The 24,253-nt window shown below is 59.5% G+C and carries 20 protein-coding genes; all 20 read right to left on the reverse strand.

Features of this window, described 5'->3' with window-relative positions; genetic code table 11:
• Positions 1–88 precede the first annotated feature (88 nt).
• Positions 89–1,378, reverse strand: a complete 1,290-nt coding sequence (gene eno, locus EQV97_RS07365) for a phosphopyruvate hydratase (RefSeq protein WP_045060142.1) — start codon at positions 1,376–1,378, stop codon at positions 89–91.
• A 156-nt stretch (positions 1,379–1,534) separates the two neighbouring features.
• Entirely contained in the window at positions 1,535–2,380 is an 846-nt protein-coding gene (gene kdsA, locus EQV97_RS07370; RefSeq protein WP_016985082.1) for a 3-deoxy-8-phosphooctulonate synthase, read from the reverse strand.
• A gap of 5 nt (positions 2,381–2,385) precedes the next feature.
• Positions 2,386–4,017 (reverse strand): CTP synthase, encoded by a 1,632-nt coding sequence (locus tag EQV97_RS07375; RefSeq protein ID WP_028622541.1) that lies wholly within the window; start codon positions 4,015–4,017, stop codon positions 2,386–2,388.
• A 274-nt stretch (positions 4,018–4,291) separates the two neighbouring features.
• On the reverse strand, positions 4,292–5,620 hold the full coding sequence (tilS, locus tag EQV97_RS07380) for a tRNA lysidine(34) synthetase TilS (RefSeq protein WP_240888756.1): 1,329 nt from the start codon (positions 5,618–5,620) through the stop codon (positions 4,292–4,294).
• A 132-nt stretch (positions 5,621–5,752) separates the two neighbouring features.
• Positions 5,753–6,700, reverse strand: a complete 948-nt coding sequence (locus EQV97_RS07385; RefSeq protein ID WP_010462799.1) for an acetyl-CoA carboxylase carboxyltransferase subunit alpha — start codon at positions 6,698–6,700, stop codon at positions 5,753–5,755.
• 150 nt (positions 6,701–6,850) lie between these two features.
• Positions 6,851–10,372: a DNA polymerase III subunit alpha gene (gene dnaE / locus EQV97_RS07390; protein ID WP_045060139.1), complete on the reverse strand. Its 3,522-nt coding sequence runs from the start codon at positions 10,370–10,372 to the stop codon at positions 6,851–6,853.
• A gap of 76 nt (positions 10,373–10,448) precedes the next feature.
• Positions 10,449–11,075 carry a ribonuclease HII gene (gene rnhB / locus EQV97_RS07395; RefSeq protein ID WP_045060138.1) on the reverse strand — a complete coding sequence of 209 codons (627 nt, stop codon included), beginning with the start codon at positions 11,073–11,075 and terminating at the stop codon, positions 10,449–10,451.
• Between the two features lie 11 nt (positions 11,076–11,086).
• Positions 11,087–12,217 (reverse strand): lipid-A-disaccharide synthase, encoded by a 1,131-nt coding sequence (gene lpxB / locus EQV97_RS07400; RefSeq protein ID WP_122837697.1) that lies wholly within the window; start codon positions 12,215–12,217, stop codon positions 11,087–11,089.
• Positions 12,218–12,219: 2 nt separating this feature from the next.
• Entirely contained in the window at positions 12,220–12,996 is a 777-nt protein-coding gene (lpxA, locus tag EQV97_RS07405) for an acyl-ACP--UDP-N-acetylglucosamine O-acyltransferase (RefSeq protein WP_045060136.1), read from the reverse strand.
• Positions 12,993–13,433, reverse strand: coding sequence for a 3-hydroxyacyl-ACP dehydratase FabZ (gene fabZ / locus EQV97_RS07410; protein WP_007907157.1), 441 nt, complete (start codon positions 13,431–13,433; stop codon positions 12,993–12,995). The genes lpxA and fabZ overlap by 4 nt, the downstream gene beginning before the upstream one ends.
• Before the next feature lie 109 nt (positions 13,434–13,542).
• On the reverse strand, positions 13,543–14,598 hold the full coding sequence (gene lpxD / locus EQV97_RS07415; RefSeq protein WP_240888757.1) for a UDP-3-O-(3-hydroxymyristoyl)glucosamine N-acyltransferase: 1,056 nt from the start codon (positions 14,596–14,598) through the stop codon (positions 13,543–13,545).
• Positions 14,599–14,601: 3 nt separating this feature from the next.
• Complete coding sequence (locus EQV97_RS07420; RefSeq protein WP_010462812.1) at positions 14,602–15,105, reverse strand: OmpH family outer membrane protein; 504 nt, start codon at positions 15,103–15,105, stop codon at positions 14,602–14,604.
• A gap of 45 nt (positions 15,106–15,150) precedes the next feature.
• Positions 15,151–17,526, reverse strand: coding sequence for an outer membrane protein assembly factor BamA (gene bamA / locus EQV97_RS07425; RefSeq protein WP_122837695.1), 2,376 nt, complete (start codon positions 17,524–17,526; stop codon positions 15,151–15,153).
• A 74-nt stretch (positions 17,527–17,600) separates the two neighbouring features.
• A complete protein-coding gene (gene rseP / locus EQV97_RS07430) occupies positions 17,601–18,953 on the reverse strand; it encodes a sigma E protease regulator RseP (RefSeq protein WP_122837694.1) in 1,353 nt (450 codons plus the stop codon).
• A 56-nt stretch (positions 18,954–19,009) separates the two neighbouring features.
• On the reverse strand, positions 19,010–20,200 hold the full coding sequence (ispC, locus tag EQV97_RS07435; RefSeq protein ID WP_240888758.1) for a 1-deoxy-D-xylulose-5-phosphate reductoisomerase: 1,191 nt from the start codon (positions 20,198–20,200) through the stop codon (positions 19,010–19,012).
• Positions 20,197–21,003 (reverse strand): phosphatidate cytidylyltransferase, encoded by an 807-nt coding sequence (locus EQV97_RS07440; protein WP_240888759.1) that lies wholly within the window; start codon positions 21,001–21,003, stop codon positions 20,197–20,199. The genes ispC and EQV97_RS07440 overlap by 4 nt, the downstream gene beginning before the upstream one ends.
• Entirely contained in the window at positions 21,003–21,758 is a 756-nt protein-coding gene (gene uppS / locus EQV97_RS07445) for a polyprenyl diphosphate synthase (protein ID WP_045060131.1), read from the reverse strand. The genes EQV97_RS07440 and uppS overlap by 1 nt, the downstream gene beginning before the upstream one ends.
• A gap of 13 nt (positions 21,759–21,771) precedes the next feature.
• Positions 21,772–22,329, reverse strand: coding sequence for a ribosome recycling factor (frr, locus tag EQV97_RS07450; RefSeq protein ID WP_045060130.1), 558 nt, complete (start codon positions 22,327–22,329; stop codon positions 21,772–21,774).
• Entirely contained in the window at positions 22,326–23,069 is a 744-nt protein-coding gene (pyrH, locus tag EQV97_RS07455) for a UMP kinase (RefSeq protein WP_003172271.1), read from the reverse strand. The genes frr and pyrH overlap by 4 nt, the downstream gene beginning before the upstream one ends.
• Before the next feature lie 210 nt (positions 23,070–23,279).
• Positions 23,280–24,143 carry a translation elongation factor Ts gene (gene tsf / locus EQV97_RS07460; protein ID WP_028622556.1) on the reverse strand — a complete coding sequence of 288 codons (864 nt, stop codon included), beginning with the start codon at positions 24,141–24,143 and terminating at the stop codon, positions 23,280–23,282.
• Positions 24,144–24,253 lie beyond the last annotated feature (110 nt).

Genomic DNA, 24,253 nt, shown 5'->3' on the forward strand with positions numbered 1-24,253 from the left:
TTGTGCTGATAAGGCATCAGATTAGTGGCAAATCCATCGCCGTTGCGATTTTTTCACCACAATCCGCTGACTTTACATCAGTAGATGATCAACCGCGGAATTCGCTGCGACCGTTGTACTTGGCCTTGCCGTTCAACTGCTCTTCGATACGCAGCAGTTGGTTGTACTTGGATACCCGATCCGAACGGCACAGGGAGCCGGTCTTGATCTGGCCCGCTGCAGTGCCCACGGCCAGGTCGGCAATGGTCGAATCTTCGGTTTCGCCGGAGCGGTGCGAGATCACGGCAGTGTAACCAGCGGCCTTGGCCATCTGGATGGCTTCCAGGGTTTCGGTCAGGGTGCCGATCTGGTTGAACTTGATCAGGATAGAGTTGGCAATCTTCTTATCGATGCCTTCTTTCAGGATCTTGGTGTTGGTCACGAACAGGTCGTCACCTACCAGCTGGGTCTTCTCGCCGATTTTGTCGGTGAGGATTTTCCAGCCAGCCCAGTCGGACTCGTCCAGGCCGTCTTCGATCGAGATGATCGGGTAACGCTCGGTCAGGCCCTTGAGGTAGTCGGCAAAACCTTCGGCGGTGAACACCTGGCCTTCGCCGGACAGGTTGTACTTGCCATCTTCGTAGAACTCGCTGGCGGCGCAGTCCAGAGCCAGGGTCACGTCGGTGCCCAACGTGTAACCGGCGTTGGCCACGGCCTCGGAGATCACTTTCAAAGCGTCTTCGTTGGAAGCCAGGTTCGGTGCGAAACCACCTTCGTCACCCACTGCAGTGCTCAGGCCACGGGCCTTCAGGACAGCTTTGAGGTGATGGAAGATTTCGGTGCCCATGCGCAGGCCTTCCGAGAAAGACTTGGCGCCGACCGGCTGAACCATGAATTCCTGGATGTCGACGTTGTTATCCGCGTGCTCGCCGCCGTTGATGATGTTCATCATCGGAACCGGCATGGAGTAAACACCCGGGGTACCGTTCAGGTTGGCGATGTGAGCGTACAGCGGCAGGTCCTGGTCCTGTGCGGCGGCTTTGGCGGCTGCCAGGGAAACGGCGAGGATCGCGTTGGCGCCCAGGGAGCCTTTGTTTTCAGTGCCATCAAGCTTGATCATCGCGTGATCCAGCGCTTTCTGGTCGCTTGGGTCTGTACCTTTCAACAGGTCGCGGATCGGACCGTTGATGTTGGCGACGGCTTTCAGAACGCCTTTGCCCAGGTAACGGCTCTTGTCGCCATCACGCAGCTCGAGCGCTTCGCGCGAGCCAGTGGAAGCACCGGACGGCGCGCACGCGCTACCGATGATGCCGTTATCGAGAAGCACATCCGCTTCCACGGTGGGATTGCCACGGGAGTCGAGAACTTCACGACCTTTGATGTCGACGATTTTTGCCATTGTTGTAAACACTCCAAAGTTGACGAAAACGACGCAGCTAGAGGAAATCTTTTACCGTCAGCAAGTGGTGTACAGCGGGCAGACTTGCGGACGATAAGGCTCAGGCCCGAGGGCCTGAGCAACAAATCGTGCGGTACTTTACCGGAGAAATGAGGATTACGCGGTTTCTACCGTCGGAAAACTCTTCACCAGTTCGTCCAAAGCTTTGAGCTGGGCCAGGAATGGCTCCAGTTTGTCCAGGCGCAAGGCGCAAGGGCCGTCGCACTTGGCGTTGTCCGGGTCCGGGTGAGCTTCGAGGAACAGACCCGCCAGCGACTGGCTCATGCCCGCCTTGGCCAGATCCAGAACCTGTGCACGGCGGCCGCCGGCGGAATCGGCACGACCACCGGGCATTTGCAACGCGTGGGTCACGTCGAAAAATACCGGGTATTCGAACTGCTTCATGATGCCGAAGCCGAGCATGTCGACCACGAGGTTGTTGTAGCCGAAGCTCGAACCACGCTCGCAGAGGATCAGTTGATCGTTACCCGCTTCCACGCACTTGTTCAGGATGTGTTTCATTTCCTGAGGCGCGAGAAACTGGGCTTTCTTGATGTTGATCACTGCATTGGTCTTGGCCATCGCGACGACCAGATCGGTCTGGCGCGACAGGAAGGCCGGCAGCTGAATGATGTCGCAGACTTCAGCGACGACCGCAGCCTGATCAGGCTCGTGGACGTCGGTGATGATCGGCACGCCAAAGGCTTGCTTGATGTCCTGGAAGATGCGCATGCCCTCTTCCAGGCCCGGACCACGGTAAGAGGTCACAGAAGACCGGTTGGCCTTGTCGAAGCTGGCCTTGAACACGTAAGGGATACCGAGTTTCTCGGTGACCTTTACGTATTCTTCGCAGACCTGCATCGCCATGTCGCGGCTTTCCAGCACGTTCATGCCACCGAACAGCACCATTGGCTTGTCGTTGGCAATCTCGATATCGCCTACGCGGATGATCTTCTGCGCCATCAGGTTTACGCCTTCTTCTGGTGTTGAGCCAAAGCAGCTTTGACAAAACCGCTGAACAACGGGTGACCGTCGCGCGGCGTCGAGGTGAACTCAGGGTGGAACTGGCAAGCGACGAACCATGGATGATCCGGAGCTTCGACCACTTCGACCAACGCGCCATCACCGGAGCGACCGGAGATTTTCAGACCGGCTTCCATGATTTGCGGCAGCAGGTTGTTGTTCACTTCGTAGCGATGACGGTGACGCTCTACGATCACGTCCTTGGCGTAGCAATCGTGCACCAGGGAACCCGGCTCAAGCAGGCAATCCTGCGCACCAAGACGCATGGTGCCGCCCAGGTCGGAGGTTTCGGTACGGGTTTCGACGGCGCCGGTGGCATCTTCCCACTCGGTGATCAGACCCACGACCGGGTGGCCGCTGGCACGATCGAACTCGGTGGAGTTGGCATCTTTCCAGCCCAGCACGTTACGAGCGAACTCGATCACGGCCACTTGCATGCCCAGGCAGATACCCAGGTACGGAACCTTGTTTTCGCGAGCGAATTGAACGGCAGTAATCTTGCCTTCCACGCCCCGCAGGCCGAAGCCGCCAGGTACGAGGATCGCATCGACGCCTTCCAGCAGTGCAGTCCCCTGGTTCTCGATGTCTTCGGAATCGATGTAGCGCAGGTTGACCTTGGTGCGGTTGCTGATGCCGGCGTGACTCATCGCTTCGATCAGCGACTTGTAGGCGTCCAGCAGTTCCATGTACTTGCCGACCATGGCGATGGTGACTTCATGCTCAGGGTTGAGCTTGGCGTCGACCACGGCTTCCCACTCGGACAGGTCGGCACCGCCACATTGCAGGCCGAAACGCTCGACGACAAAATCATCCAGGCCTTGCGAATGCAGGATGCCCGGGATCTTGTAGATGGTGTCGGCGTCTTCCAGCGCGATCACCGCACGTTCTTCAACGTTGGTGAACTGGGCGATCTTGCGACGCGACGAGATGTCGATCGGGTGATCGGAGCGGCATACCAGCACGTCTGGCTGCAGGCCGATGGAGCGCAGCTCCTTGACCGAATGCTGGGTTGGCTTGGTCTTGGTCTCGCCAGCAGTGGCGATATACGGCACCAGCGTCAGGTGCATCAGCATCGCGCGCTTGGCGCCGACTTCGAAACGCAATTGACGGATGGCTTCGAGGAACGGTTGCGACTCGATATCACCCACGGTGCCACCGATCTCGACCATGGCCACGTCGGCATCGCCGGCGCCCTTGATGATGCGGCGCTTGATTTCGTCGGTGATGTGCGGGATCACCTGGATGGTTGCACCCAGGTAGTCACCACGACGCTCTTTGCGCAGCACGTGCTCGTACACACGGCCGGTCGTGAAGTTGTTGTTCTGGGTCATGGTCGTGCGGATGAACCGCTCGTAGTGGCCCAGGTCCAGGTCGGTCTCGGCGCCGTCGTGGGTGACGAACACTTCACCGTGCTGGAACGGGCTCATGGTGCCCGGGTCGACGTTGATGTACGGGTCCAGCTTCAGCATGGTGACCTTAAGTCCCCGCGCCTCCAGGATCGCCGCCAATGAAGCCGATGCAATGCCTTTCCCCAATGAAGAAACAACACCGCCCGTGACGAATATGTAGCGCGTCATGAAAAACCCTAGAAGTCTGCGTTAAAGCGGTCCGAGCCGCCGGGGAAAGCGAAGGAAGGCCGAAGCCCCCGATCACCTGCATTAATCACAGTGCACCTTTCAAAAAAACCGCCGCGTTGGGACAGACCGGTAGATGAAACACCGGTAGGTTGCTCGCTACACATTTTTTGGAATCGCCCAGCAAAGACTGCTTGGTAATCGGCAACTCCTGCGATTCAGTCGAATCCACAGAAGTTGTATCAAGAAGGGAGCGTAGTCTACCGGAAAGCCCCTTTCAGCTCAAACCTTGATCTTCGCTTAGTGGAGCCCAATGCAAATGCCAGCCGTCCCGCGCGCAGCCACTCAAGCCCCGCAAGTTGGCCACCCCAAGCAATTGCTCGCCTCGGTAGAGCAGCGGCAATCTGCCACGCACAAACCCCGGGACATGCCTTTCGTTGAGCAGGCGCTTGAGATCGCGATGACCTCGGTCGGCCACAGCCATGACCTCCCCCCCCTGACGATAGCGGATTTGCAACGGACCATCGGGAATCCGGCCGTTGAAATTGAGCACGCCGTTATCCGTCAGCACCAGTGGCTGGGAGGGATCATTCCAGGCTACGGCGTCGGTTGCCGGACGTAGCCAGCTGCCGGCCAACCACCAGATCCGCCCGCCCGTGCGATGCAATTCGCCCTGGGCAAGGCGCCAGATCGGCCGGGCATCGGGGGCGGCATCGCGCAGGTTCTCCCAACCCGACCAATGGTCGCTGTCGGGCAGCTGGGTGAGTGCCGCAAGCCAGCCACTCAGCGCATTGCGCTGGCGCGCGGCGGAAAGTCGCGCAAGCGCTGCCAACTCCAGCGAGGGCACGCCCAACCAGTCGAAATCACTGGCCGTGCGGGCGCTGGCCAGATCCATGTGCGCCAGCTCATCAAGCAAGTCCTGCGCTTCCCGCAGGTGTGCCGCGCTGCGGGCCATGGTAGTCACCGCTTGCGGCCAGCGCTCGATCATGACCGGCAAAACCTGATGACGCAGGTAGTTGCGCGAGAACTGCCGATCCTGGTTCGAAGGGTCATCGATCCAGCGCAACTGATGCTCGGCCGCGTAGAACTCGAGCTCGCCGCGAGTGACATCGAGCAACGGACGCAACAGATGGCCGCGCCCCAGGGTTCGCTGTGAAGGCATTCCCGCCAGGCCGCGCACCCCGGACCCGCGCATCAACCGAAACAACAGGGTTTCGGCCTGATCGTCGCGGTGCTGCGCAGTCAGCAGTAACTCGCCGGCCCCAGTCGCCACCACGAACGCCCTATAGCGAGCTTCCCGGGCGGCGCGCTCGAGGCTGGCGCCGGGCTCCACCTGCACGCGAACGACCTGCAGGGGCACACCCAGCTCGTTACAGACTGTCCGGCAATGCTGCGGCCACGCGTCAGCCGCAGCCTGGAGGCCGTGATGGACATGGATGGCGCTCAGCGCCGGCAGGGAGTGTTTTTTTGCGAGATGGGCGAGCAGATGCAGCAGGACGGTGGAGTCGAGTCCGCCGGAGAAGGCGATGTGCCAACGAGCGGCATTGCGCCAGGGCGTAAGGTTCAGGAGCAACCTTGCAGGCAGATCAGTCATGGGCTGACTCATATCGTTCAAACCACACAAATCAACTGTGGGAGCGGGCTTGCCCGCGAAGAGGCCGTCACATTCAACATCAACGTTGACTGGTACACCGCCTTCGCGGGCAAGCCCGCTCCCACATGGGACACTGCGTGGTCGTTAGAGACCGTAGCTCATCAGACGCTCGTAACGACGGGCCAGCAGCGCTTCGTTATCGAACTTCTTCAGCATCGCCAGTTGCGAGCTCAGCTCTGCACGGATGGACGCGGCCGCTGCGGCCGGGTCGCGGTGAGCGCCACCCAGAGGCTCGCCGATCACCTTGTCGACGATACCCAGGCCTTTGAGGCGCTCGGCGGTGATGCCCATGGCTTCAGCAGCATCCGGCGCCTTTTCGGCGGTTTTCCACAGGATCGACGCGCAGCCTTCCGGCGAAATCACTGCATAGGTCGAGTACTGCAGCATGTTCAACTGATCGCAAACACCGATCGCCAGTGCACCACCGGAACCACCTTCACCGATCACGGTGGCGATGATTGGGGTTTTCAGGCGTGCCATGACTCGCAGGTTCCAGGCAATCGCTTCGCTCTGGTTGCGCTCTTCAGCATCGATGCCCGGGTAAGCGCCTGGCGTATCGATGAACGTCAGGATTGGCATCTTGAAGCGTTCAGCCATTTCCATCAGGCGGCACGCTTTGCGGTAGCCCTCAGGGCGCGGCATGCCGAAGTTGCGGCGAACCTTCTCGCGCACTTCACGGCCTTTCTGGTGACCGATGATCATCACCGGCTGGTCGTCCAGACGGGCAATGCCGCCCACGATGGCCGCGTCGTCGGAAAAGTGACGGTCGCCGTGCAGTTCGTCGAACTCGGTGAAGATGTGCTCGATGTAATCGAGGGTGTATGGACGTTTCGGGTGACGCGCCAGACGTGCAATCTGCCAGCTGGTCAGCTTGCCGAAGATGTCCTCGGTCAAGGTGCTGCTCTTGTCCTGAAGGCGGGAGATCTCATCGCCGATATTCAGCGAATTGTCATTACCGACCAAGCGCAACTCTTCGATCTTGGCTTGAAGGTCGGCGATCGGCTGTTCGAAATCTAGAAAATTCGGGTTCATAGGCGTCCGTCTTGGGTCGACGTCCAAGTGAGCTTGGGCCGGCCGGTTGTCTATTCGCGCCCTACCATAAGGGACAGGCGCGTTCAGGTCGAGATTAAAAATTGGGTCGAGATCAGGGCTGCTCTCTTGTGCAAGAGCGGCACCTGGCCGTCAACGGTATTGGAGGAAGACGTTGTCTCGCCCGAACTGGTCACGCAAGGCTTGAATCAACGCATCCGCCGGGTCGATTCGCCAGGTCTCGCCAAACTGCAGCAAGGCCTTGGCATCGGGGCTCGTGTATTCCATGGTAATAGGACACGCGCCGCGATGGCGCTTGAACAATTCACCCAGCCAGCGTAGCTGATCGCCCTTCAAGTCCTTGGTCTGCAACTTCAGGCGCAGGCTTTCAGCCAGGTTGGTGCGCGCATCTTCCATGCTCATCACCCGCTTGACCCGCAGGCGCAGGCCGCCGGAAAAATCATCGTTGCTGACCTCGCCTTCGACCACCACCATCGCGTCGGTCTGCAACAACGATTGCGCGGAATGGAACGCCTCGGCAAACAATGAGGCTTCAATGCGGCCGGAGCGGTCGTCCAGGGTAATGAACCCCATCTTGTCGCCCTTTTTGTTTTTCATCACCCGCAGCGCAATGATCATGCCCGCCACGGTCTGGGTATCGCGTGCCGGCTTCAGGTCAATGATGCGCTGGCGGGCGAAACGGCGGATCTCGCCTTCGTACTCGTCGATCGGGTGGCCGGTGAGGTACAGGCCCAAGGTATCTTTCTCGCCCTTGAGGCGTTCCTTGAGGGTCAGTTCCTTGGCCTTGCGATGGTTGGCGTAAACATCCGCATCCTCTTCGACGAACAGGCCACCAAACAGGTCGGCGTGGCCACTGTCGTGGGTGCGCGCGGTCTGTTCCGCCGCCTTGATAGCCCCTTCCATCGCATTGAGCAACACGGCACGATTCTGGTCGATGCTCGCTTGATAGGCTTTGGGCTCGTCGTGGAAATACGGTCCCAGGCGATCCAGCGCACCGCTGCGGATCAAACCGTCCAGGGTACGTTTGTTGATGCGCTTGAGATCGACCCGAGCGCAGAAATCGAACAGGTCCTTGAACGGCCCATCCTGGCGCGCCTCGGTGATGGCTTCCACCGGCCCCTCACCCACGCCCTTGATCGCACCAAGGCCGTAAATAATCCGGCCTTCTTCGTTCACCGTGAACTTGAACTCCGAAGTATTCACATCCGGCGCGTCGAGACGCAGCTTCATGGTGCGAATTTCTTCGATCAAGGTCACGACCTTGTCGGTGTTGTGCATGTCCGCCGACAGTACCGCAGCCATGAACGGCGCCGGGTAATGTGTCTTCAGCCATGCGGTCTGGTACGACACCAGGCCATAGGCTGCGGAGTGAGACTTGTTGAAGCCGTAACCGGCGAATTTCTCCACCAGGTCGAAGATGTTACCCGCAAGGTCGGCATCGATATTGTTGGTCGCGCAACCTTCGATGAAACCGCCGCGCTGCTTGGCCATTTCCTCGGGCTTTTTCTTGCCCATGGCGCGCCGGAGCATGTCCGCCCCGCCCAAAGTGTAACCAGCCATGACCTGGGCAATCTGCATCACCTGTTCCTGATACAGGATGATGCCGTAAGTCGGTGCCAGTACCGGCTTGAGGCCCTCGTACTGGTAGTCCGAGTGCGGGTACGCCAGTTCCGCGCGACCGTGCTTACGGTTGATAAAGTCGTCAACCATGCCTGACTGCAAAGGCCCCGGACGGAACAGGGCCACCAGTGCGATCAAGTCTTCGAGGCAGTCGGGCTTGAGCTTCTTGATCAGCTCCTTCATGCCGCGCGACTCAAGCTGGAACACCGCTGTGGTTTCGGCTTTTTGCAGCAACTGGTAGGTCGGTTTGTCATCCAGCGGAATGAAGGCGATGTCCAGGGGCGCTTCATCGACCTTGGCACGGTCGCGGTTGATGGTTTTCAGCGCCCAGTCGATGACCGTCAGGGTCCGTAGTCCCAGGAAGTCGAACTTCACCAGGCCAGCGGCCTCGACGTCGTCCTTGTCGAACTGAGTTACCAGGCCATCGCCGGCTTCGTCGCAATAAATGGGCGAGAAGTCAGTGAGCTTGGTCGGGGCGATAACCACACCACCGGCGTGCTTGCCGACGTTACGCACCACGCCTTCAAGCTTGCGCGCCATCTCCCAGATTTCTGCGGCTTCTTCATCGACCTTGATGAAGTCGCGCAGGATTTCTTCCTGTTCGTAGGCTTTTTCCAGGGTCATGCCGACTTCGAACGGGATCATCTTCGACAGACGATCCGCCAGGCCGTAGGACTTGCCCTGCACCCGCGCCACGTCCCGGACCACAGCCTTGGCGGCCATGGAGCCGAAGGTGATGATCTGGCTTACCGCATTACGTCCGTACTTCTCGGCCACGTACTCGATGACCCGGTCACGACCGTCCATGCAGAAGTCGACGTCGAAGTCGGGCATGGATACCCGTTCCGGGTTGAGGAAACGTTCGAACAGCAGGTCGTATTCCAGAGGATCAAGGTCGGTGATCTTCTGCACATAGGCCACCAGCGAGCCGGCACCCGAGCCCCGGCCGGGACCTACCGGCACACCGTTGCTCTTGGCCCACTGGATGAAGTCCATCACGATCAGGAAATAACCGGGAAAACCCATCTGGATGATGATATCCAGCTCGAAATTCAACCGGTCGACATACACCTGGCGCTTGGCTTCGTAGTCCTCGGTGGTATCCCTGGGCAGCAGGACGGTGAGGCGGTCTTCCAGGCCGTCAAAGGACACCTTGCGGAAATATTCGTCGATGGTCATGCCATCGGGAATCGGGAAGTTGGGCAGGAAGTGCTTGCCCAGCTTCACTTCGATGTTGCAACGCCGGGCGATCTCGACGGTGTTTTCCAGCGCTTCGGGAATGTCGCTGAACAGCTCGGCCATTTCCTCGGCACTTTTGAGGTACTGCTGGTCGCTGTAGTTCTTCGAGCGCCGGGGATCGTCGAGGGCCCGGCCCTCACCGATGCAGACCCGGGTTTCGTGGGCGGCAAAATCTTCCTGCTTGATGAACCGCACATCGTTGGTCGCCACCAGCGGTGCACCGATTTTCTCGGCCAGGGCGACGGCGCCGTGCAGTTGCTCTTCGTCGTTGGGACGGTTGGTGCGCTGGATTTCCAGATAGAAGCGGTCCGGGAACACCGCCATCCATTCCCGTGCCAGGGTTTCCGCTTCCGCCGGATTGCCACTGAGCATGGCCAGGCCGATTTCGCCTTCCTTGGCCGCCGACAACATGATCAGGCCTTCGCTGGCCTCGGCCACCCACTCGCGCTCGATGATGATCGAACCATTGCGCTGGCCGTCGATGAAGCCCCGGGAGATCAGTTCAGTCAGGTTGCGATAACCCACGGCGTTCATCGCCAGCAGGCTGATCCTGCTCAATGCATTGTCCGGGTCCTTGTTGGACAGCCACAGGTCGGCGCCGCAGATCGGCTTGATGCCTGCACCCATGGCTGCTTTATAGAATTTGACCAGAGAGCACATGTTGTTCTGGTCGGTGACCGCCACGGCAGGCATGTTCATGCCGACCAGGGTCTTGACCAGCGGTTTGATCCGCACCAGACCGTCGACCAGGGAGTATTCAGTGTGCAGGCGTAGATGAACGAATGAAGCCGGCATGGTGATCCTGTCTGTGAGCTCGAAAACAACAAGGCCCGGATTGTACCGGGCCTTGGCGAAAACATCAGCCTTGCGACTAACTCTCGATCAGGCTCTCACGAGCCTCATACGCCAGGCGTACCGGGGCGAACGAGCGCCGGTGAATCGGCGTGGGTCCCAGGCGGGCCAGGGCTTCCAGATGAACGGGGGTCGGGTAGCCTTTGTGGCCGCCAATGCCGTAACCCGGGTAAATCAATTCGAAAGCAGCCATTTCACGGTCGCGGCTGACCTTGGCCAGGATCGATGCCGCTGCAATCGCAGGCACCTTGCCGTCGCCCTGCACCACCGCTTCGGCGCGCATGGACAATTTCGGGCAGCGATTGCCATCGATCATCGCCAGCTTGGGCTGGATGTGCAGGCCCTCGATGGCGCGCTGCATGGCCAGCATGGTGGCGTGAAGAATGTTCAGCTCGTCGATTTCCTCGACTTCGGCCCGGGCAATGCACCAGCTCAGGGCCTTTTCGCAGATTTCATCGTAGAGTTTTTCGCGACGGGCCTCGGTGAGCTTCTTCGAGTCGTTAAGGCCGAGGATCGGACGGTTCGGATCGAGGATTACCGCAGCCGTCACCACGGCGCCGCAGAGCGGCCCGCGACCGACTTCATCGACGCCGGCAACCAGTTCTTCGACTTCTGCGACCAAGGTGAAATCCAGTCCCATCTGCATGCTTGTCTTGCTCATTGTACGTGGCCAATCAGTTTCAGCACGGCGTCTGCCGCCTGGTTGGAGGCGTCCAGACGCAAGGTCCGGTGGATTTCGTCGAAGCCGCGGGTTTGCTCTTCCCCGCCTTCGATCAGGGGGGACAAGGTCTGGGCCAGGGCTTCGACCGTCGCATCATCCTGGAGCAATTCCGGCACCAGCAGGCGCTGGGCCAGCAAGTTCGGCAAAGACACATAGGGGCTTTTGACCATACGCTTGAGAATCCAGAACGTCAGCGGTGCCAGGCGATAGGCCACCACCATGGGCCGTTTGTACAACAACGCTTCGAGCGTAGCCGTTCCGGACGCGATCAACACCGCGTTGCAGGCGGCCAGTGCAAGATGGGATTGACCATCGAGCAGCGTCAGGGGCAGATCCCGCCCGGCCAGCATCGCTTCCAGCTGGGCCCGACGCTGCGGGCTGGCGCACGGCATGACAAATCGCACACCCGGACGCATCGCGCGCAGGCGCTGGGCAGTATCGAGGAACAGCTCGCCAAGACGCCCGACTTCACCGCCACGACTGCCCGGCATCAGCGCAACCAGAGGGCCGTCCGGCAAGCCGAGCTCGGCCCGCGCGGCGGCGCGATCGGCCTCAAGCGGAATCGCATCGGCCAGGGAGTGCCCGACAAAACGCACCGGCACGCCCTTCTCTTCATAGAATTTGGCTTCGAACGGAAACAGCGTGAGCATCAGGTCACAGCCTTCGCGAATCTTCAGCACGCGCTTCTGACGCCAGGCCCAGACCGAAGGGCTGACGTAGTGCACGGTCTTGATCCCGGCCTGACGCAGCTTGAGTTCGATATTGAGGTTGAAATCCGGGGCATCGATGCCGATGAACACATCCGGTTTTTCGGCGATGAGATCGCCGACCAGCTTCTTGCGCCGGGCCAGCAGCTCACGCAGACGGCCCAGCACTTCCACCAGGCCCATGACCGACAGGCGTTCCATGGGGAAGTAGGAAACGAGACCCTCGGCCTCCATCAACGGCCCGCCGACGCCAATGAACTCTACCGCCGGGTGCTGAACCTTGAGCGCGCGCATGAGACCCGCGCCCAGAATGTCACCGGAAGCCTCACCCGCTACCAGCGCAATACGCAAGTTAGCCATGATTAACGGGTGATGCCGCGGGTCGAAGACTGGATCGAGTCACGGAACACTGCGACTTCCGGGAACTGCGCCGAGGCCTCGCCCAGTTCGGTCAGTGCCTGCTCGACCGTCAGGCCCTGGCGGTACACGACCTTGTAGGCGCGACGCAGGGCATGAATGGCTTCTTCACTGAAACCGCGGCGGCGCATGCCTTCGAAGTTCATGCTGCGGGCTTCGGCCGGGTTGCCGAACACCGTGACGTACGCCGGGACGTCCTTGCCAATGGCGGTGCCCATGCCGGAAAAGCTGTGGGCGCCGATATGGCAATACTGATGCACCAGGGTGAAGCCGGACAGGATCGCCCAGTCCTCCACATGCACATGCCCCGCCAGCGCGGTGTTGTTGACCAGGATGCAGTGGTTGCCGATGACACTGTCGTGGCCGATATGGGCATAGGCCATGATCAGGTTGTGATCACCCAGGGTCGTTTCCGAACGGTCCTGAACAGTCCCACGGTGAATCGTCACGCCTTCGCGAATGACGTTGTGGTCGCCGATCACCAGGCGAGTTTCTTCGCCCTTGTATTTCAGGTCCGGCGTGTCTTCACCTACCGAGGAAAACTGGTAGATGCGATTGTGTTTACCAATACGTGTCGGGCCCTTGAGAATCACATGCGGCCCGATCACTGTCCCCTCGCCGATTTCCACACCAGCGCCGACGATCGACCAAGGGCCGACCTCGACGTCGTCGGCCAGTACGGCCGTCGGATCGATGATTGCGCGAGGGTCAATCAAACTCATAGTTTGCGTTCCGCGCAGATGATTTCAGCGGAGCACACTGGCTTGCCGTCCACCGAAGCCTGGCACTCGAACTTCCAGATCTGACGCTTGCAGCTCAGGAACTTGGCCTCAAGGATCAACTGGTCGCCCGGCAGCACCGGCTGGCGGAAGCGCAGTTTATCCGAACCGACGAAGTAGTAGAGGGTGCCGTCGGCTGGTTTCACGTCGAGCATTTTGAAACCAAGGATCCCGGCAGCCTGAGCCATTGCTTCAATGATCAGTACGCCCGGCATGATTGGGTGCGCCGGGAAGTGACCGTTGAAGAACGGTTCGTTGATGCTGACATTCTTGTAGGCGCGAATGCGCTTGCCTTCCACATCCAGATCCACGACCCGGTCCACCAGCAGGAACGGGTAACGGTGAGGCAGGTATTCGCGAATCTCGTTGATGTCCATCATTTCGGGGGGAAGCCTATGTAAAGATTGGGAGCGCGCGACTAAAAGCGCACCCCTCTAGCAAATCAAGGAGGCAGTCTAGCGGCTGTGCACACTTGATATGGAAATGGTATCAGCCATCTGATGAAGCATTACCGTCAGGGGTCACTTCCCCTGCACGCTTTTCCAGCTGACGCAAACGCCGCGCGATGTCATCGAGCTGACGGATGCGTGCCGCGCTTTTGCGCCACTCGGCTGCCGGCTGCATCGCCGTACCGGAAGAATAGGCACCCTTTTCGGTAATCGAATGGGTCACCATGGTCATCCCGGTGATGAAAACGTTGTCGCAAATTTCGATATGCCCCACCAGCCCCACGCCACCGGCGAGCATGCAATGCTTGCCGATCTTGGTGCTGCCGGAGATCCCCACGCATGCCGCCATGGCGGTGTGATCGCCAATCTGGACGTTGTGGGCGATCTGAATCTGGTTGTCGAGCTTCACGCCATTGCCAAGTACTGTATCGGCCAGCGCACCACGGTCGATCGCGGTATTGACCCCGATCTCGACGTCGTCACCGACCAGCACACCGCCGATCTGGGCGATCTTCTGCCAAACGCCTTTCTCGTTGGCGAAACCAAAACCTTCGCCGCCCAGCACAGCGCCCGACTGAATCACGACCCGTTTGCCAATGCGAACGTCGTGGTACAGCGTCACTCGCGGTGCCAACCAGCCACCTTCGCCGATTTCGCTGCGCGCGCCGATGAAGCAATGTGCGCCAACCGTTACGCCGGCGGCAATACGCGCCGCACTTTCGATCACCGCGAATGCACCGATGCTCGCTGTCGGATCAACCACTGCATCGGCAGCGATGACGGCGGTCGGATGAATGCCGGCAGGCGCCTTCGGCTTGGGATCGAACAGATGGGAAATCCGCGCATAGGCCAGGTACGGATCCGGCACCACCAGTACGTTACCGGCAAACCCGTCCGCGTCTGCGGCTTTGAGCAACAACGCTGCAGCCCGGCAATCAGCCAGGTACTTGCGATACTGAGGGTTTGCCAGAAAGCTCAACTGAGCTGGGCCAGCCTCTTGCAAAGTGGCTAGCCCAGTAATTTCTTTCTCCGGGTCGCCACGCAGGGTGGCGCCGAGGAACTCGGCCAATTGGCCGAGCTTCATAGTCGCTGTCATGGATTACTTCAGCTGATTCATGCGCTCGATAACCTGGCGAGTGATGTCGTACTGAGGTTTGACATCGATCACTGCGCCACGCTCGAAGACCAGGTCAAAAGCACCTTTCTTGATGACTTCTTCCACAGCGCTGTCCAGTTTTGGCTTGAGCTGCTTCAGCATTTCACGGTCAGCAACGGCTTTGGCTTCGTTCAGCTCCTTGGACTGGAACTGGAAATCACGGGCCTTTTGCTTGAATTCAAGCTCCAGGCGCTCACGCTCGCCTTGCTGCATCTTGTCGCCACCGGCCATCAGGCGGTCCTGGATGCCCTTGGCACTGCTTTCCAGTGTCTTGAGCTTGGACAGCTGAGGACCGAACTTCTTCTCGGCATCCACGGCGTACTTCTTGGCCGCGTCGGATTCGAGCAAGGCCATCTGATAGTTCAGGACCGCGATTTTCATGTCGGCAAAAGCCGGACCTGCTACCAGTACGGTTGCCAGGAGAACCAATTGAGTCAACTTACGCACGATGCACTCCTACAAAATCCATTGTCGTTATCTTGGGTCAGACGCTTAGAACGTCTGGCCGAGGGAGAATTGGAACACTTGAGTCTCAGCGTCATCCGGTTTCTTCACTGGCATGGCCAGGGCGAAGCTCAACGGACCCAGTGCGGTGACCCAGGTCACACCGACACCGACGGAACTGGCCATGTTGCTCAGGCTGATGTCGTTGCACTTGGTGCTGGACGGCGAGCCATCAGCATTGGTGGTGTCCTTGCACTGCGAGTCGAACACGTTACCCACGTCCCAGAAGACCGAAGTCCGCAGGGAACGCTGATCCTTGACGAACGGCAGCGGAAACAGCAGTTCCACGCCGCCCTGGATCAGGACGTTACCACCGAACGGCAGTGGATCCTGGTCCGGATCTTCCGCGGTACCGGGGTTGCGACCACGACTCGGTGTACTGCGAGGACCCAGGGTGCTGTCCTTGAAGCCACGAACCGAGTTGAAACCACCAGCATAGTAGTTTTCATAGAATGGCAAGCCATCGGTCGAACCGTAACCGTCGCCATAACCCAATTCGGTGTGCAGGCGCATGGTGTAGTTCTCGCTCAGCGGCTGGAACAACTGGCCACGGTAGTCGAGCTTGAAGAACGACAGGTCGCTGCCCGGCGTAGTGGTTTCCAGGGTCAGGCTCTGGGAACGACCACGGGTAGCCAGCACGCCCTTGTTCAGGGTCGACTCGGACCAGCCGGCCGACGCCTTGAAGTTCAGGTACTTGTCGCCTTCCTTGTTCACGAAGTCGAAAATTTCATCAACGGTGTAGACACCGGTCTTGATCGTGTCCTGCTGTGCGGTCAGGCCGAAGGTCAGGCGAGACGTCTCGCTGATCGGGTAACCCACGCTCACGCCGGCACCCAGGCTGTCTACCGCATAGCTGGCGATGTCAGTTTCGAGATCGTCATAGTCGGTGGTGCGGTAGAAAGCGTTGTAACCCAGGCTCACACCATCAGCAGTCCAGTACGGGTCGACATAACCGAAGTTATAGCGGCTCTGGTATTCACTGCGGGTCAGGCCGATGCTGACCTTGTTACCGGTACCCAGGAAGTTGTTCTGGGTGATCGAGCCACCGAGGATCAAACCGGCACTCTGGGCGAAACCGACACTGGCGGTGATGGAACCGGAGGCCTGCTCTTCGACGCTGTAATTCACGTCCACCTGATCGTCGACGCCCGGGACTGCTGGCGTTTCAACGTTGACTTCCTTGAAGAAGCCCAGGCGTTCAAGACGGGTCTTGGACTGGTCGATCAGGTAGGTCGAAGCCCAGCCACCTTCCATCTGGCGCATTTCACGACGCAGCACTTCGTCTTCGGACTTGGTGTTGCCACGGAAGTTGATGCGGTTGACATAGGCGCGCTTGCCCGGGTCTACGGCGAAGGTGATGTCGACCGTGTGGTCGTCATCGTGCGGCTGCGGAACACCGTTGACGTTGGCGAATGTGTAGCCTTCGTTACCCAGGCGGCGAGTGATCAGTTCCGACGTGGTGGTCATCAGCTTGCGCGAGAACACCTGGCCTTTCTGCACCAGCAGCAGGGATTTGACCTGGTCTTCAGGGACTTTCAGGTCGCCGCTCAGCTTGACGTCACGAACGGTGTATTTCTCGCCTTCGTTGACGTTGACGGTGATGTAGACGTGCTTCTTGTCCGGGGTGATCGACACCTGGGTCGAAGCGATGTCCATGTTGATGTAGCCACGGTCAAGGTAGTAGGAACGCAGACGCTCCAGGTCACCGGACAGCTTTTCACGGGCGTACTTGTCATCGTTCTTGAAGAACGACAACCAGTTGGTGGTCTTGAGTTCGAACAGGTCGATCAGGTCTTCGTCAGGGAAGACGGTGTTACCCACCACGTTGATGTGCTGGATAGCAGCAACGGTGCCCTCGTTGATGTTGACCTTCAGCGCGACGCGGTTGCGCGGCTGCGACACCACTTCGGTGTCGACGGTTGCGGAGTAGCGACCCTGAGCGACGTACTGGCGCTGCAGTTCGTTACGAACACCCTCAAGGGTGGCGCGCTGGAAGATTTCACCTTCGGCCAGACCGGACTGTTTAAGGCCCTTCATCAGGTCTTCAGTGGAAATCGCCTTGTTACCTTCGATTTCGATACTGGCGACCGACGGACGCTCGACTACCGTGATGACCAGGACGTTGCCATCGCGGCCCAGCTGGATATCTTGAAAGAAACCGGTTTTGAACAACGCACGAGTGGATTCCACCAGGCGACGATCGTCAGCCTGCTCGCCGACGTTCAACGGCAAGGCACCAAAGACACTACCCGCGGAGACCCGCTGGAGGCCATTGACGCGAATATCAGAGATAGTGAAGGACTCGGCGTGAACTTCGGCGATCATCAATACGGTGAGAACCGCAGTTAGCAGCAGACGTTTCATGAAGTCCTTTCTTATTCCAACTGGCAATAAACAAACTGCCGCAAAATGCGGCAGATTCGCAATTCAGCGAAGTGTTACAGACGGCCCAAATCATTGACCAGGGCAAGCAACATCACCCCGACCACCAAACTGATACCGATCTGTATCCCCCAACCCTGCACCCGATCCGACAAGGGGCGACCACGCACCCACTCGATCAGATAAAACAACAAATGCCCCCCATCCAGTACTGGAATGGGCAACAAATTCAGAACGCCCAGGCTAATACTCAGATAAGCAAGGAAATTCAGGAAATCAGCGACACCCGACTGGGCAGAAGCGCCCGCCACTTTAGCAATGGTTATCGGTCCACTCAAGTTTTTTACCGAGAGCTCGCCGAACAACATTTTCTTGAGCGAATCGAGGGTCAGAATGCTCATGGTCCAGGTACGTCGAGCCCCTTCCCCGATTGCCGCGACCGGACCGTAACTGATCTCGCGAATCATCTCTGGTGGCCAATCGACTGCTTTTACCCCGGCCCCCAGGTATCCGCTGGGCGCCTTGCTCTCGCCGCGAGCTGCCAGGGTCACTGGAACGTCGATTGGAGCCCCATCACGCTCGACCCGCAACACGATCTTGCTGTCAGGTCGCAGTCGAACCGTATCCACCACTTGTTGCCAGTCGTCGAGGGCCTTGCCATCGAGGGCCAGCAAACGGTCGCCCGTCTTCAGGCCGGCAGCCTGTGCCGGGCCCTTCGGGTCGAGTTCGGCCAACACCGGCGGCAGAGCCGGGCGCCACGGCCGAATGCCCAGCGAACGGATCGGATCGGGCTCATCTGCGCCTTTGAGCCACTTATCCAGCACCAGCTCGCGCGGGGTATCGCTGGTGGAACCCGGATCCCGTACAACCAGCTGCAACGCTCCGCTTTCGCCCAATCTGCGAACCAGCTGCAGGTTAACCGCGGCCCAGCCGGAAGTCGGCTCGCCATCTATTGCAACAATTTCCTGGCCCGCCGTCAGCCCGGCCTTGGCCGCTATGCTGGCGGGTTCGACACCACCGATGACCGGGCGCACCTGGTCGCTGCCCAGCATGGCGAGCACCCAGAAGAAAAACATCGCCAGCAGGAAGTTGGCGATCGGGCCCGCGGACACGATGGCGATACGCTGGCGCACGGACTTGCGATTGAAAGACTGATCGAGCTGATCGACCGGCACTTCGCCTTCGCGCTCGTCCAGCATCTTCACGTAGCCGCCCAACGGAATGGCGGCGACCACGAACTCGGTACCCTGCTTGTCGTGCCAACGCAGCAACGGCATGCCGAAGCCTACGGAGAAACGCAGCACTTTAACCCCACAGCGACGCGCGACCCAGAAATGGCCGAACTCGTGGAAGGTGACCAGCACGCCCAACGCAATCAGGGTGCCGACAATCATGTAAAGCGCGCTCATCTATTCTCTCCGCAATCCTATCCAGTGCTGCATGGGCTTGCGCATTGCAACACGTGTCAGCGCCCGTGGCGACTCAGCCATTGCCCGGCCAGTTCACGAGCCTTGGCGTCTGCCGTAAATACGGCATCGAGATCCTCCACCGCTACCACCGGCTCAAGATTCAACACTTGTTCGATAATACTCGCGATTTCCAGATAACGAATCCTTCCATCGAGAAACGCGGCTACCGCCACCTCATTTGCTGCATTGAGCATGGCCGGTGCACTGTTGCCGGCCTCGGCCGCCTGACGCGCCAGGCGCAGGCAGGGGAAACGCTCCTCGTCAGGCGCCTGGAAGTCCAGGCGAGCGATCGCAAACAGGTCCAGCGGCGCCACACCCGAGTCAATGCGCTCCGGCCAGGCCAGGGCGTTGGCGATCGGCGTACGCATATCGGGATTGCCCAACTGCGCCAACACCGAACCGTCTATGTAATCGACCAGGGAATGTATGACACTTTGCGAGTGGATCACCACCTCGACCTGGGACGGCTTGGCGTCGAACAGCCAGCAGGCTTCGATCAGCTCAAGCCCCTTGTTCATCATGCTGGCCGAATCGACCGAAATCTTGCGCCCCATGGACCAGTTAGGATGAGCGCAGGCCTGCTCTGGCGTCACGTGTTGAAGCTCGGCCAGCGGCGTCTGGCGGAACGGGCCACCGGAGGCCGTGAGCAAAATACGACGAACCCCGACCGAACCCAGGCCCTGGGCGAAATCCCGCGGCATGCACTGGAAGATCGCATTGTGTTCACTGTCGATTGGCAACAGTACCGAGCCGCTCTTGCGCACCGCCTGCATGAACAAGGCGCCGGACATTACCAGCGCTTCCTTGTTGGCCAGCAGGATCTTTTTACCGGCCTCGACCGCCGCCAGGGTCGGGCGCAAGCCTGCCGCTCCGACGATGGCCGCCATCACTGCATCCACTTGCGGATCGGCCGCGACCTGGCACAAGCCCTCTTCGCCCACCAATACCTGCGTGGACAGGCCGGCCGCGCGCAACTCTTCCTGCAGGCGTCGGCCGACGTTGACTTCAGGCACCACGGCAAACCGTGGCGCATGGCGCACACACAAGGCCAGCAGCTCGCTCAGACGCGTGAACCCGCTGAGGGCAAACACCTGGAAGCGATCCGGGTGCCGGGCAATGACGTCAAGGGTGCTCAGGCCAATCGAGCCCGTAGCCCCCAGCACGGTAATCTGCTGTGGGCGACTCACGGTGCCGCCATCCACAACAGTACTGCAAACACGGGGATGGCCGCGGTCAGGCTGTCGATCCGATCCAGCACTCCACCGTGACCTGGCAGCAGGTTACTGCTGTCCTTGATCCCGGACTGGCGCTTGAACATGCTCTCAGTGAGGTCGCCCACCACCGAGATGAATACGATCACCGCCGCACCGATCAAGCCCTTGAGCAGTTCTGCAACCGTCCAGTCGCGAACCAGCCCGACGAAAAACGTAATGACCAGCGCCAGCGCCAGGCCGCCGTAGACCCCTTCCCAGCTCTTGCCAGGACTGACCTGCGGCGCCAACTTGCGCTTGCCAAAGGCTCGACCGGAGAAATAAGCCCCGATATCCGCGCCCCACACCAGCACCATCACCGCCATGATCAGCCAGTTGCCCAGAGGCTCCTGCTTGATCAGGATCAGACCTTGCCACGCCGGAAGCAGCACCAGCAGGCCGATCACCAGCTTGCAGGCGGCGCTCGACCAATGACCGCTCGAACGCGGGTACGTCAGCACCAGATAGGTTGCAACGCCCCACCACAGTACCGCAGCGCCCAGCACCCAAGGCGCGAGCCCGGGCAATATATGCATGAAAAACAGCATCACCGCGACGGCCAGCGCGTAGCCGACACGAACTTGCTGGGCGGTAAAGCCCGCCAGGCGAGCCCACTCCCATGCGCCCAGGGTTACGACCAGGCCAATGAACAGCGCAAAGCCGGAGCCTTCCAGCAGGAAAAAGCCGCAAAGGGCGATCGGCAGCAGGATCAGTGCAGTGATGATTCGTTGTTTAAGCATTAAGCCCGGGCTCCAGCTTCGACCTGCTCGCTCGTTTTACCGAAGCGGCGCTGGCGCGAAGCGAAATCGGCCAGCGCTTTGCGCATGGCGTCGTGTTTGAAGTCCGGCCAGAACAGGTCGGAGAAGTACAACTCGGCGTAAGCCAGCTGCCACAGCAGGAAGTTGCTGATGCGGTGCTCGCCACCGGTGCGGATGCACAGGTCGGGCAGAGGCAGGTCGCCCGTCGACAGACACGTCTGCAGCAGCTCCGGCGTGATGTCCTCCGGACGCAGATGCCCGGCCTGGACTTCACGAGCCAGGCGTTGCGCGGCTTGAGCGATGTCCCACTGACCACCGTAATTGGCGGCGATCTGCAAGACCAGGCGATTGGCGCCCACTGTCATGGCTTCAGCCTCGCGCATGGCGGCCTGGAGTTCGGGATGGAAGCGCGAACGGTCGCCTATGATGCGCAAACTGATGTTGTTGTCGTTCAGGCGCTTGGCTTCGCGACGCAGCGCCTTGAAGAACAACTCCATCAAGGCACTGACCTCATCGGCCGGGCGCTGCCAGTTTTCGCTGGAGAACGCGAACAGGGTCAATACCTCGACCCCGGCCTCGGCACACACCTCAATCACTGCACGCACCGCATCGACGCCGGCCTTATGACCGGCGACACCGGGCAAAAAGCGCTTTTTCGCCCAGCGGTTGTTACCATCCATGATAATCGCGACATGGCGCGGCACCGCGAAGGGCGCAGTCTGCTTAGTCTTTTCCATGAAAACGCGACCCTTATACGGCCATCAGGTCCGCTTCTTTCTGCTTGGTCGCAGCGTCGATATCCGCCTCAGCCTTGTCGGTGAGCTTCTGGATATCGGCAGCGGCACGACGTTCTTCGTCTTCGCTGATTTCCTTGTCCTTCACCAGCTTTTTCAGGTCGCCAAGCGCATCGCGACGAATGTTGCGCACGGCAACACGAGCGTCTTCCGCAGCACTGCGAGCCTGCTTGGTGAAGCCCTTGCGGGTTTCCTCGGTCAGTGCCGGCATGGAGATCAGCAGCAGCTCGCCCAGGTTGGTCGGATTGAGGTTCAAACCGGCGCTCTGGATGGCCTTGTCGACTGCGGCGAGCATGTTGCGCTCGAACGCCACGACCTGCAGGGTACGGGAGTCTTTGACGGTCACGTTGGCTACGCCGCTCAACGGGGTGTCGGTACCGTAGTAAGGCACCATCACGCTGCCCAGAATGCTCGGGTGAGCCTTGCCGGTACGAATCTGTCCAAACGCATGGGACAGAGACTCCAGGGATTTCTGCATGCGCGCTTGAGCGTCTTTCTTGATTTCGTTGATCATTGTTGGCCTTCCTCGATCAGGGTCCCTTCAGCGCCACCATGCACGATATTCAGCAGGGCGCCGGGCTTGTTCATGTTAAAGACGCGCAATGGCATCTTGTGGTCGCGGCACAGGCAAATGGCCGTCAGATCCATTACACCCAGCTTGCGATCCAGCACTTCATCGTAAGTCAGATGATCGAACTTCTCGGCATGCGGATCTTTGAATGGGTCGGCAGTGTAGACGCCATCGACCTTGGTCGCCTTGAGCACGACATCGGCATCGATTTCGATAGCACGCAAGCATGCCGCCGAATCCGTGGTGAAGAACGGATTGCCGGTACCGGCCGCGAAAATCACCACTTCCTTGGCGTTCAGGTGGCGCATGGCCTTGCGACGATCGTAATGATCAGTCACACCTACCATGGAAATAGCCGACATCACGATGGCCGAGATATTGGCACGTTCCAGCGCGTCGCGCATGGCCAAGGCGTTCATCACAGTGGCCAGCATGCCCATGTGGTCGCCCGTTACCCGGTCCATGCCGGCTGCGCTCAGCGCTGCACCGCGGAACAGGTTGCCACCGCCGATCACCAGACCGACCTGCACACCGATGCCAACCAGCTGGCCGACTTCCAGTGCCATGCGATCCAGAACTTTCGGATCGATCCCGAACTCTTCCGAGCCCATCAGGGCCTCGCCGCTAAGCTTGAGTAGAATGCGTTTATAGCGAGCCTGATAACCACTGCCCTGCTGAGCCATTGCGAATCTCTCCTGCGGCGTATTTTAAAAATTCTTTGCGAGCTGTTTACAGCTGGCGTTCACTCTAGCTTGGCGCTGCTTCAGCGCCATCGGAACATGGCTTTGTAAGCCAGTTCCAAAGGGAAACCAATTAAAAATTTGGCCCCCCATCTGAAAAGAGGCTGCGCGCGTGAGCGGGCAGCCTCTTCAGGGCGACAGTTGAAAACTGTCTTATTGCTTGGCGGCGGCCAGCTGGGCAGCAACTTCTTCAGCGAAGTTGTCGACCGGCTTCTCGATGCCTTCGCCTACTTTGAAGTAGGTGAAGGAAACGATTTCAGCACCGGCTTTCTTGGCCAGTTCGCCAACCTTGATTTCAGGGTTCTTGACGAACGCCTGCTCAACCAGGCTCGCTTCAGCCAGGAACTTGCTGATACGGCCTTTGACCATGTTTTCAACAATGTTCTCCGGCTTGCCGGCGATCTTGTCAGCGTTCAGGGTCAGGAACACGCCCTTCTCACGCTCTACCGCTTCAGCGGAAACTTCCGATGGCAGCAGGAATTCAGGGTTGGTCGCAGCTACGTGCATCGCGATGTCTTTAGCCAGCTCAACGTCGCCGCCTTTCAGAACAACCGCAACACCGATTTTGTTGCCGTGCAGGTAGCCACCAACAACATCACCTTCAACGCGAGCCAGGCGACGGATGTTGACGTTTTCGCCAACCTTGCCGACCAGTACCAGGCGATCAGCTTCTTGAGCTTCGATCAGCGGAGCAACGTCAGTCAGTTTGTCAGCGAACGCTTTTTCAACGCTGGATGCGACAAATGCCTTGAAGTCGTCCTGCAGAGCCAGGAAGTCGGTCTGCGAGTTCACTTCCAGCAGAACGGCGGACTTACCGTCTTCTTTCAGAGCGATAGCGCCTTCAGCAGCTACGTTGCCTGCTTTCTTGGCAGCCTTGATGGCGCCCGAAGCACGCATGTCATCAATGGCTTTTTCGATGTCGCCGCCGGCCTTGGTCAAGGCCTTTTTGCAATCCATCATGCCTTCGCCGGTGCGCTCGCGCAGTTCTTTGACCAACGCTGCAGTAATCTCTGCCATTTCAAAATCCTCTTGGATAGGTTTTCAACCATTCCACCCGAGCAAACGGGCGTTCAATTCTTCCCGAAGCCTTATTTGATAGCTGCTGCACATTACAAGGCTGCAACTGC

Origin of the sequence: Pseudomonas sp. TMW22090 (assembly GCF_022496665.1) — a bacterium.
Lineage (GTDB): Bacteria > Pseudomonadota > Gammaproteobacteria > Pseudomonadales > Pseudomonadaceae > Aquipseudomonas > Aquipseudomonas gregormendelii.

Bases quoted from the DNA above. Each gene is read 5' to 3' on its own strand.
- eno (WP_045060142.1), bottom strand. From the start codon at position 1,378: ATGGCAAAAATCGTCGACATCAAAGGTCGTGAAGTTCTCGACTCCCGT.
- kdsA (WP_016985082.1), bottom strand. From the start codon at position 2,380: ATGGCGCAGAAGATCATCCGCGTAGGCGATATCGAGATTGCCAACGAC.
- EQV97_RS07375 (WP_028622541.1), bottom strand. From the start codon at position 4,017: ATGACGCGCTACATATTCGTCACGGGCGGTGTTGTTTCTTCATTGGGG.
- tilS (WP_240888756.1), bottom strand. From the start codon at position 5,620: ATGAGTCAGCCCATGACTGATCTGCCTGCAAGGTTGCTCCTGAACCTT.
- EQV97_RS07385 (WP_010462799.1), bottom strand. From the start codon at position 6,700: ATGAACCCGAATTTTCTAGATTTCGAACAGCCGATCGCCGACCTTCAA.
- dnaE (WP_045060139.1), bottom strand. From the start codon at position 10,372: ATGCCGGCTTCATTCGTTCATCTACGCCTGCACACTGAATACTCCCTG.
- rnhB (WP_045060138.1), bottom strand. From the start codon at position 11,075: ATGCAGATGGGACTGGATTTCACCTTGGTCGCAGAAGTCGAAGAACTG.
- lpxB (WP_122837697.1), bottom strand. From the start codon at position 12,217: ATGGCTAACTTGCGTATTGCGCTGGTAGCGGGTGAGGCTTCCGGTGAC.
- lpxA (WP_045060136.1), bottom strand. From the start codon at position 12,996: ATGAGTTTGATTGACCCTCGCGCAATCATCGATCCGACGGCCGTACTG.
- fabZ (WP_007907157.1), bottom strand. From the start codon at position 13,433: ATGATGGACATCAACGAGATTCGCGAATACCTGCCTCACCGTTACCCG.
- lpxD (WP_240888757.1), bottom strand. From the start codon at position 14,598: ATGACAGCGACTATGAAGCTCGGCCAATTGGCCGAGTTCCTCGGCGCC.
- bamA (WP_122837695.1), bottom strand. From the start codon at position 17,526: ATGAAACGTCTGCTGCTAACTGCGGTTCTCACCGTATTGATGATCGCC.
- rseP (WP_122837694.1), bottom strand. From the start codon at position 18,953: ATGAGCGCGCTTTACATGATTGTCGGCACCCTGATTGCGTTGGGCGTG.
- EQV97_RS07440 (WP_240888759.1), bottom strand. From the start codon at position 21,003: ATGCTTAAACAACGAATCATCACTGCACTGATCCTGCTGCCGATCGCC.
- uppS (WP_045060131.1), bottom strand. From the start codon at position 21,758: ATGGAAAAGACTAAGCAGACTGCGCCCTTCGCGGTGCCGCGCCATGTC.
- frr (WP_045060130.1), bottom strand. From the start codon at position 22,329: ATGATCAACGAAATCAAGAAAGACGCTCAAGCGCGCATGCAGAAATCC.
- pyrH (WP_003172271.1), bottom strand. From the start codon at position 23,069: ATGGCTCAGCAGGGCAGTGGTTATCAGGCTCGCTATAAACGCATTCTA.
- tsf (WP_028622556.1), bottom strand. From the start codon at position 24,143: ATGGCAGAGATTACTGCAGCGTTGGTCAAAGAACTGCGCGAGCGCACC.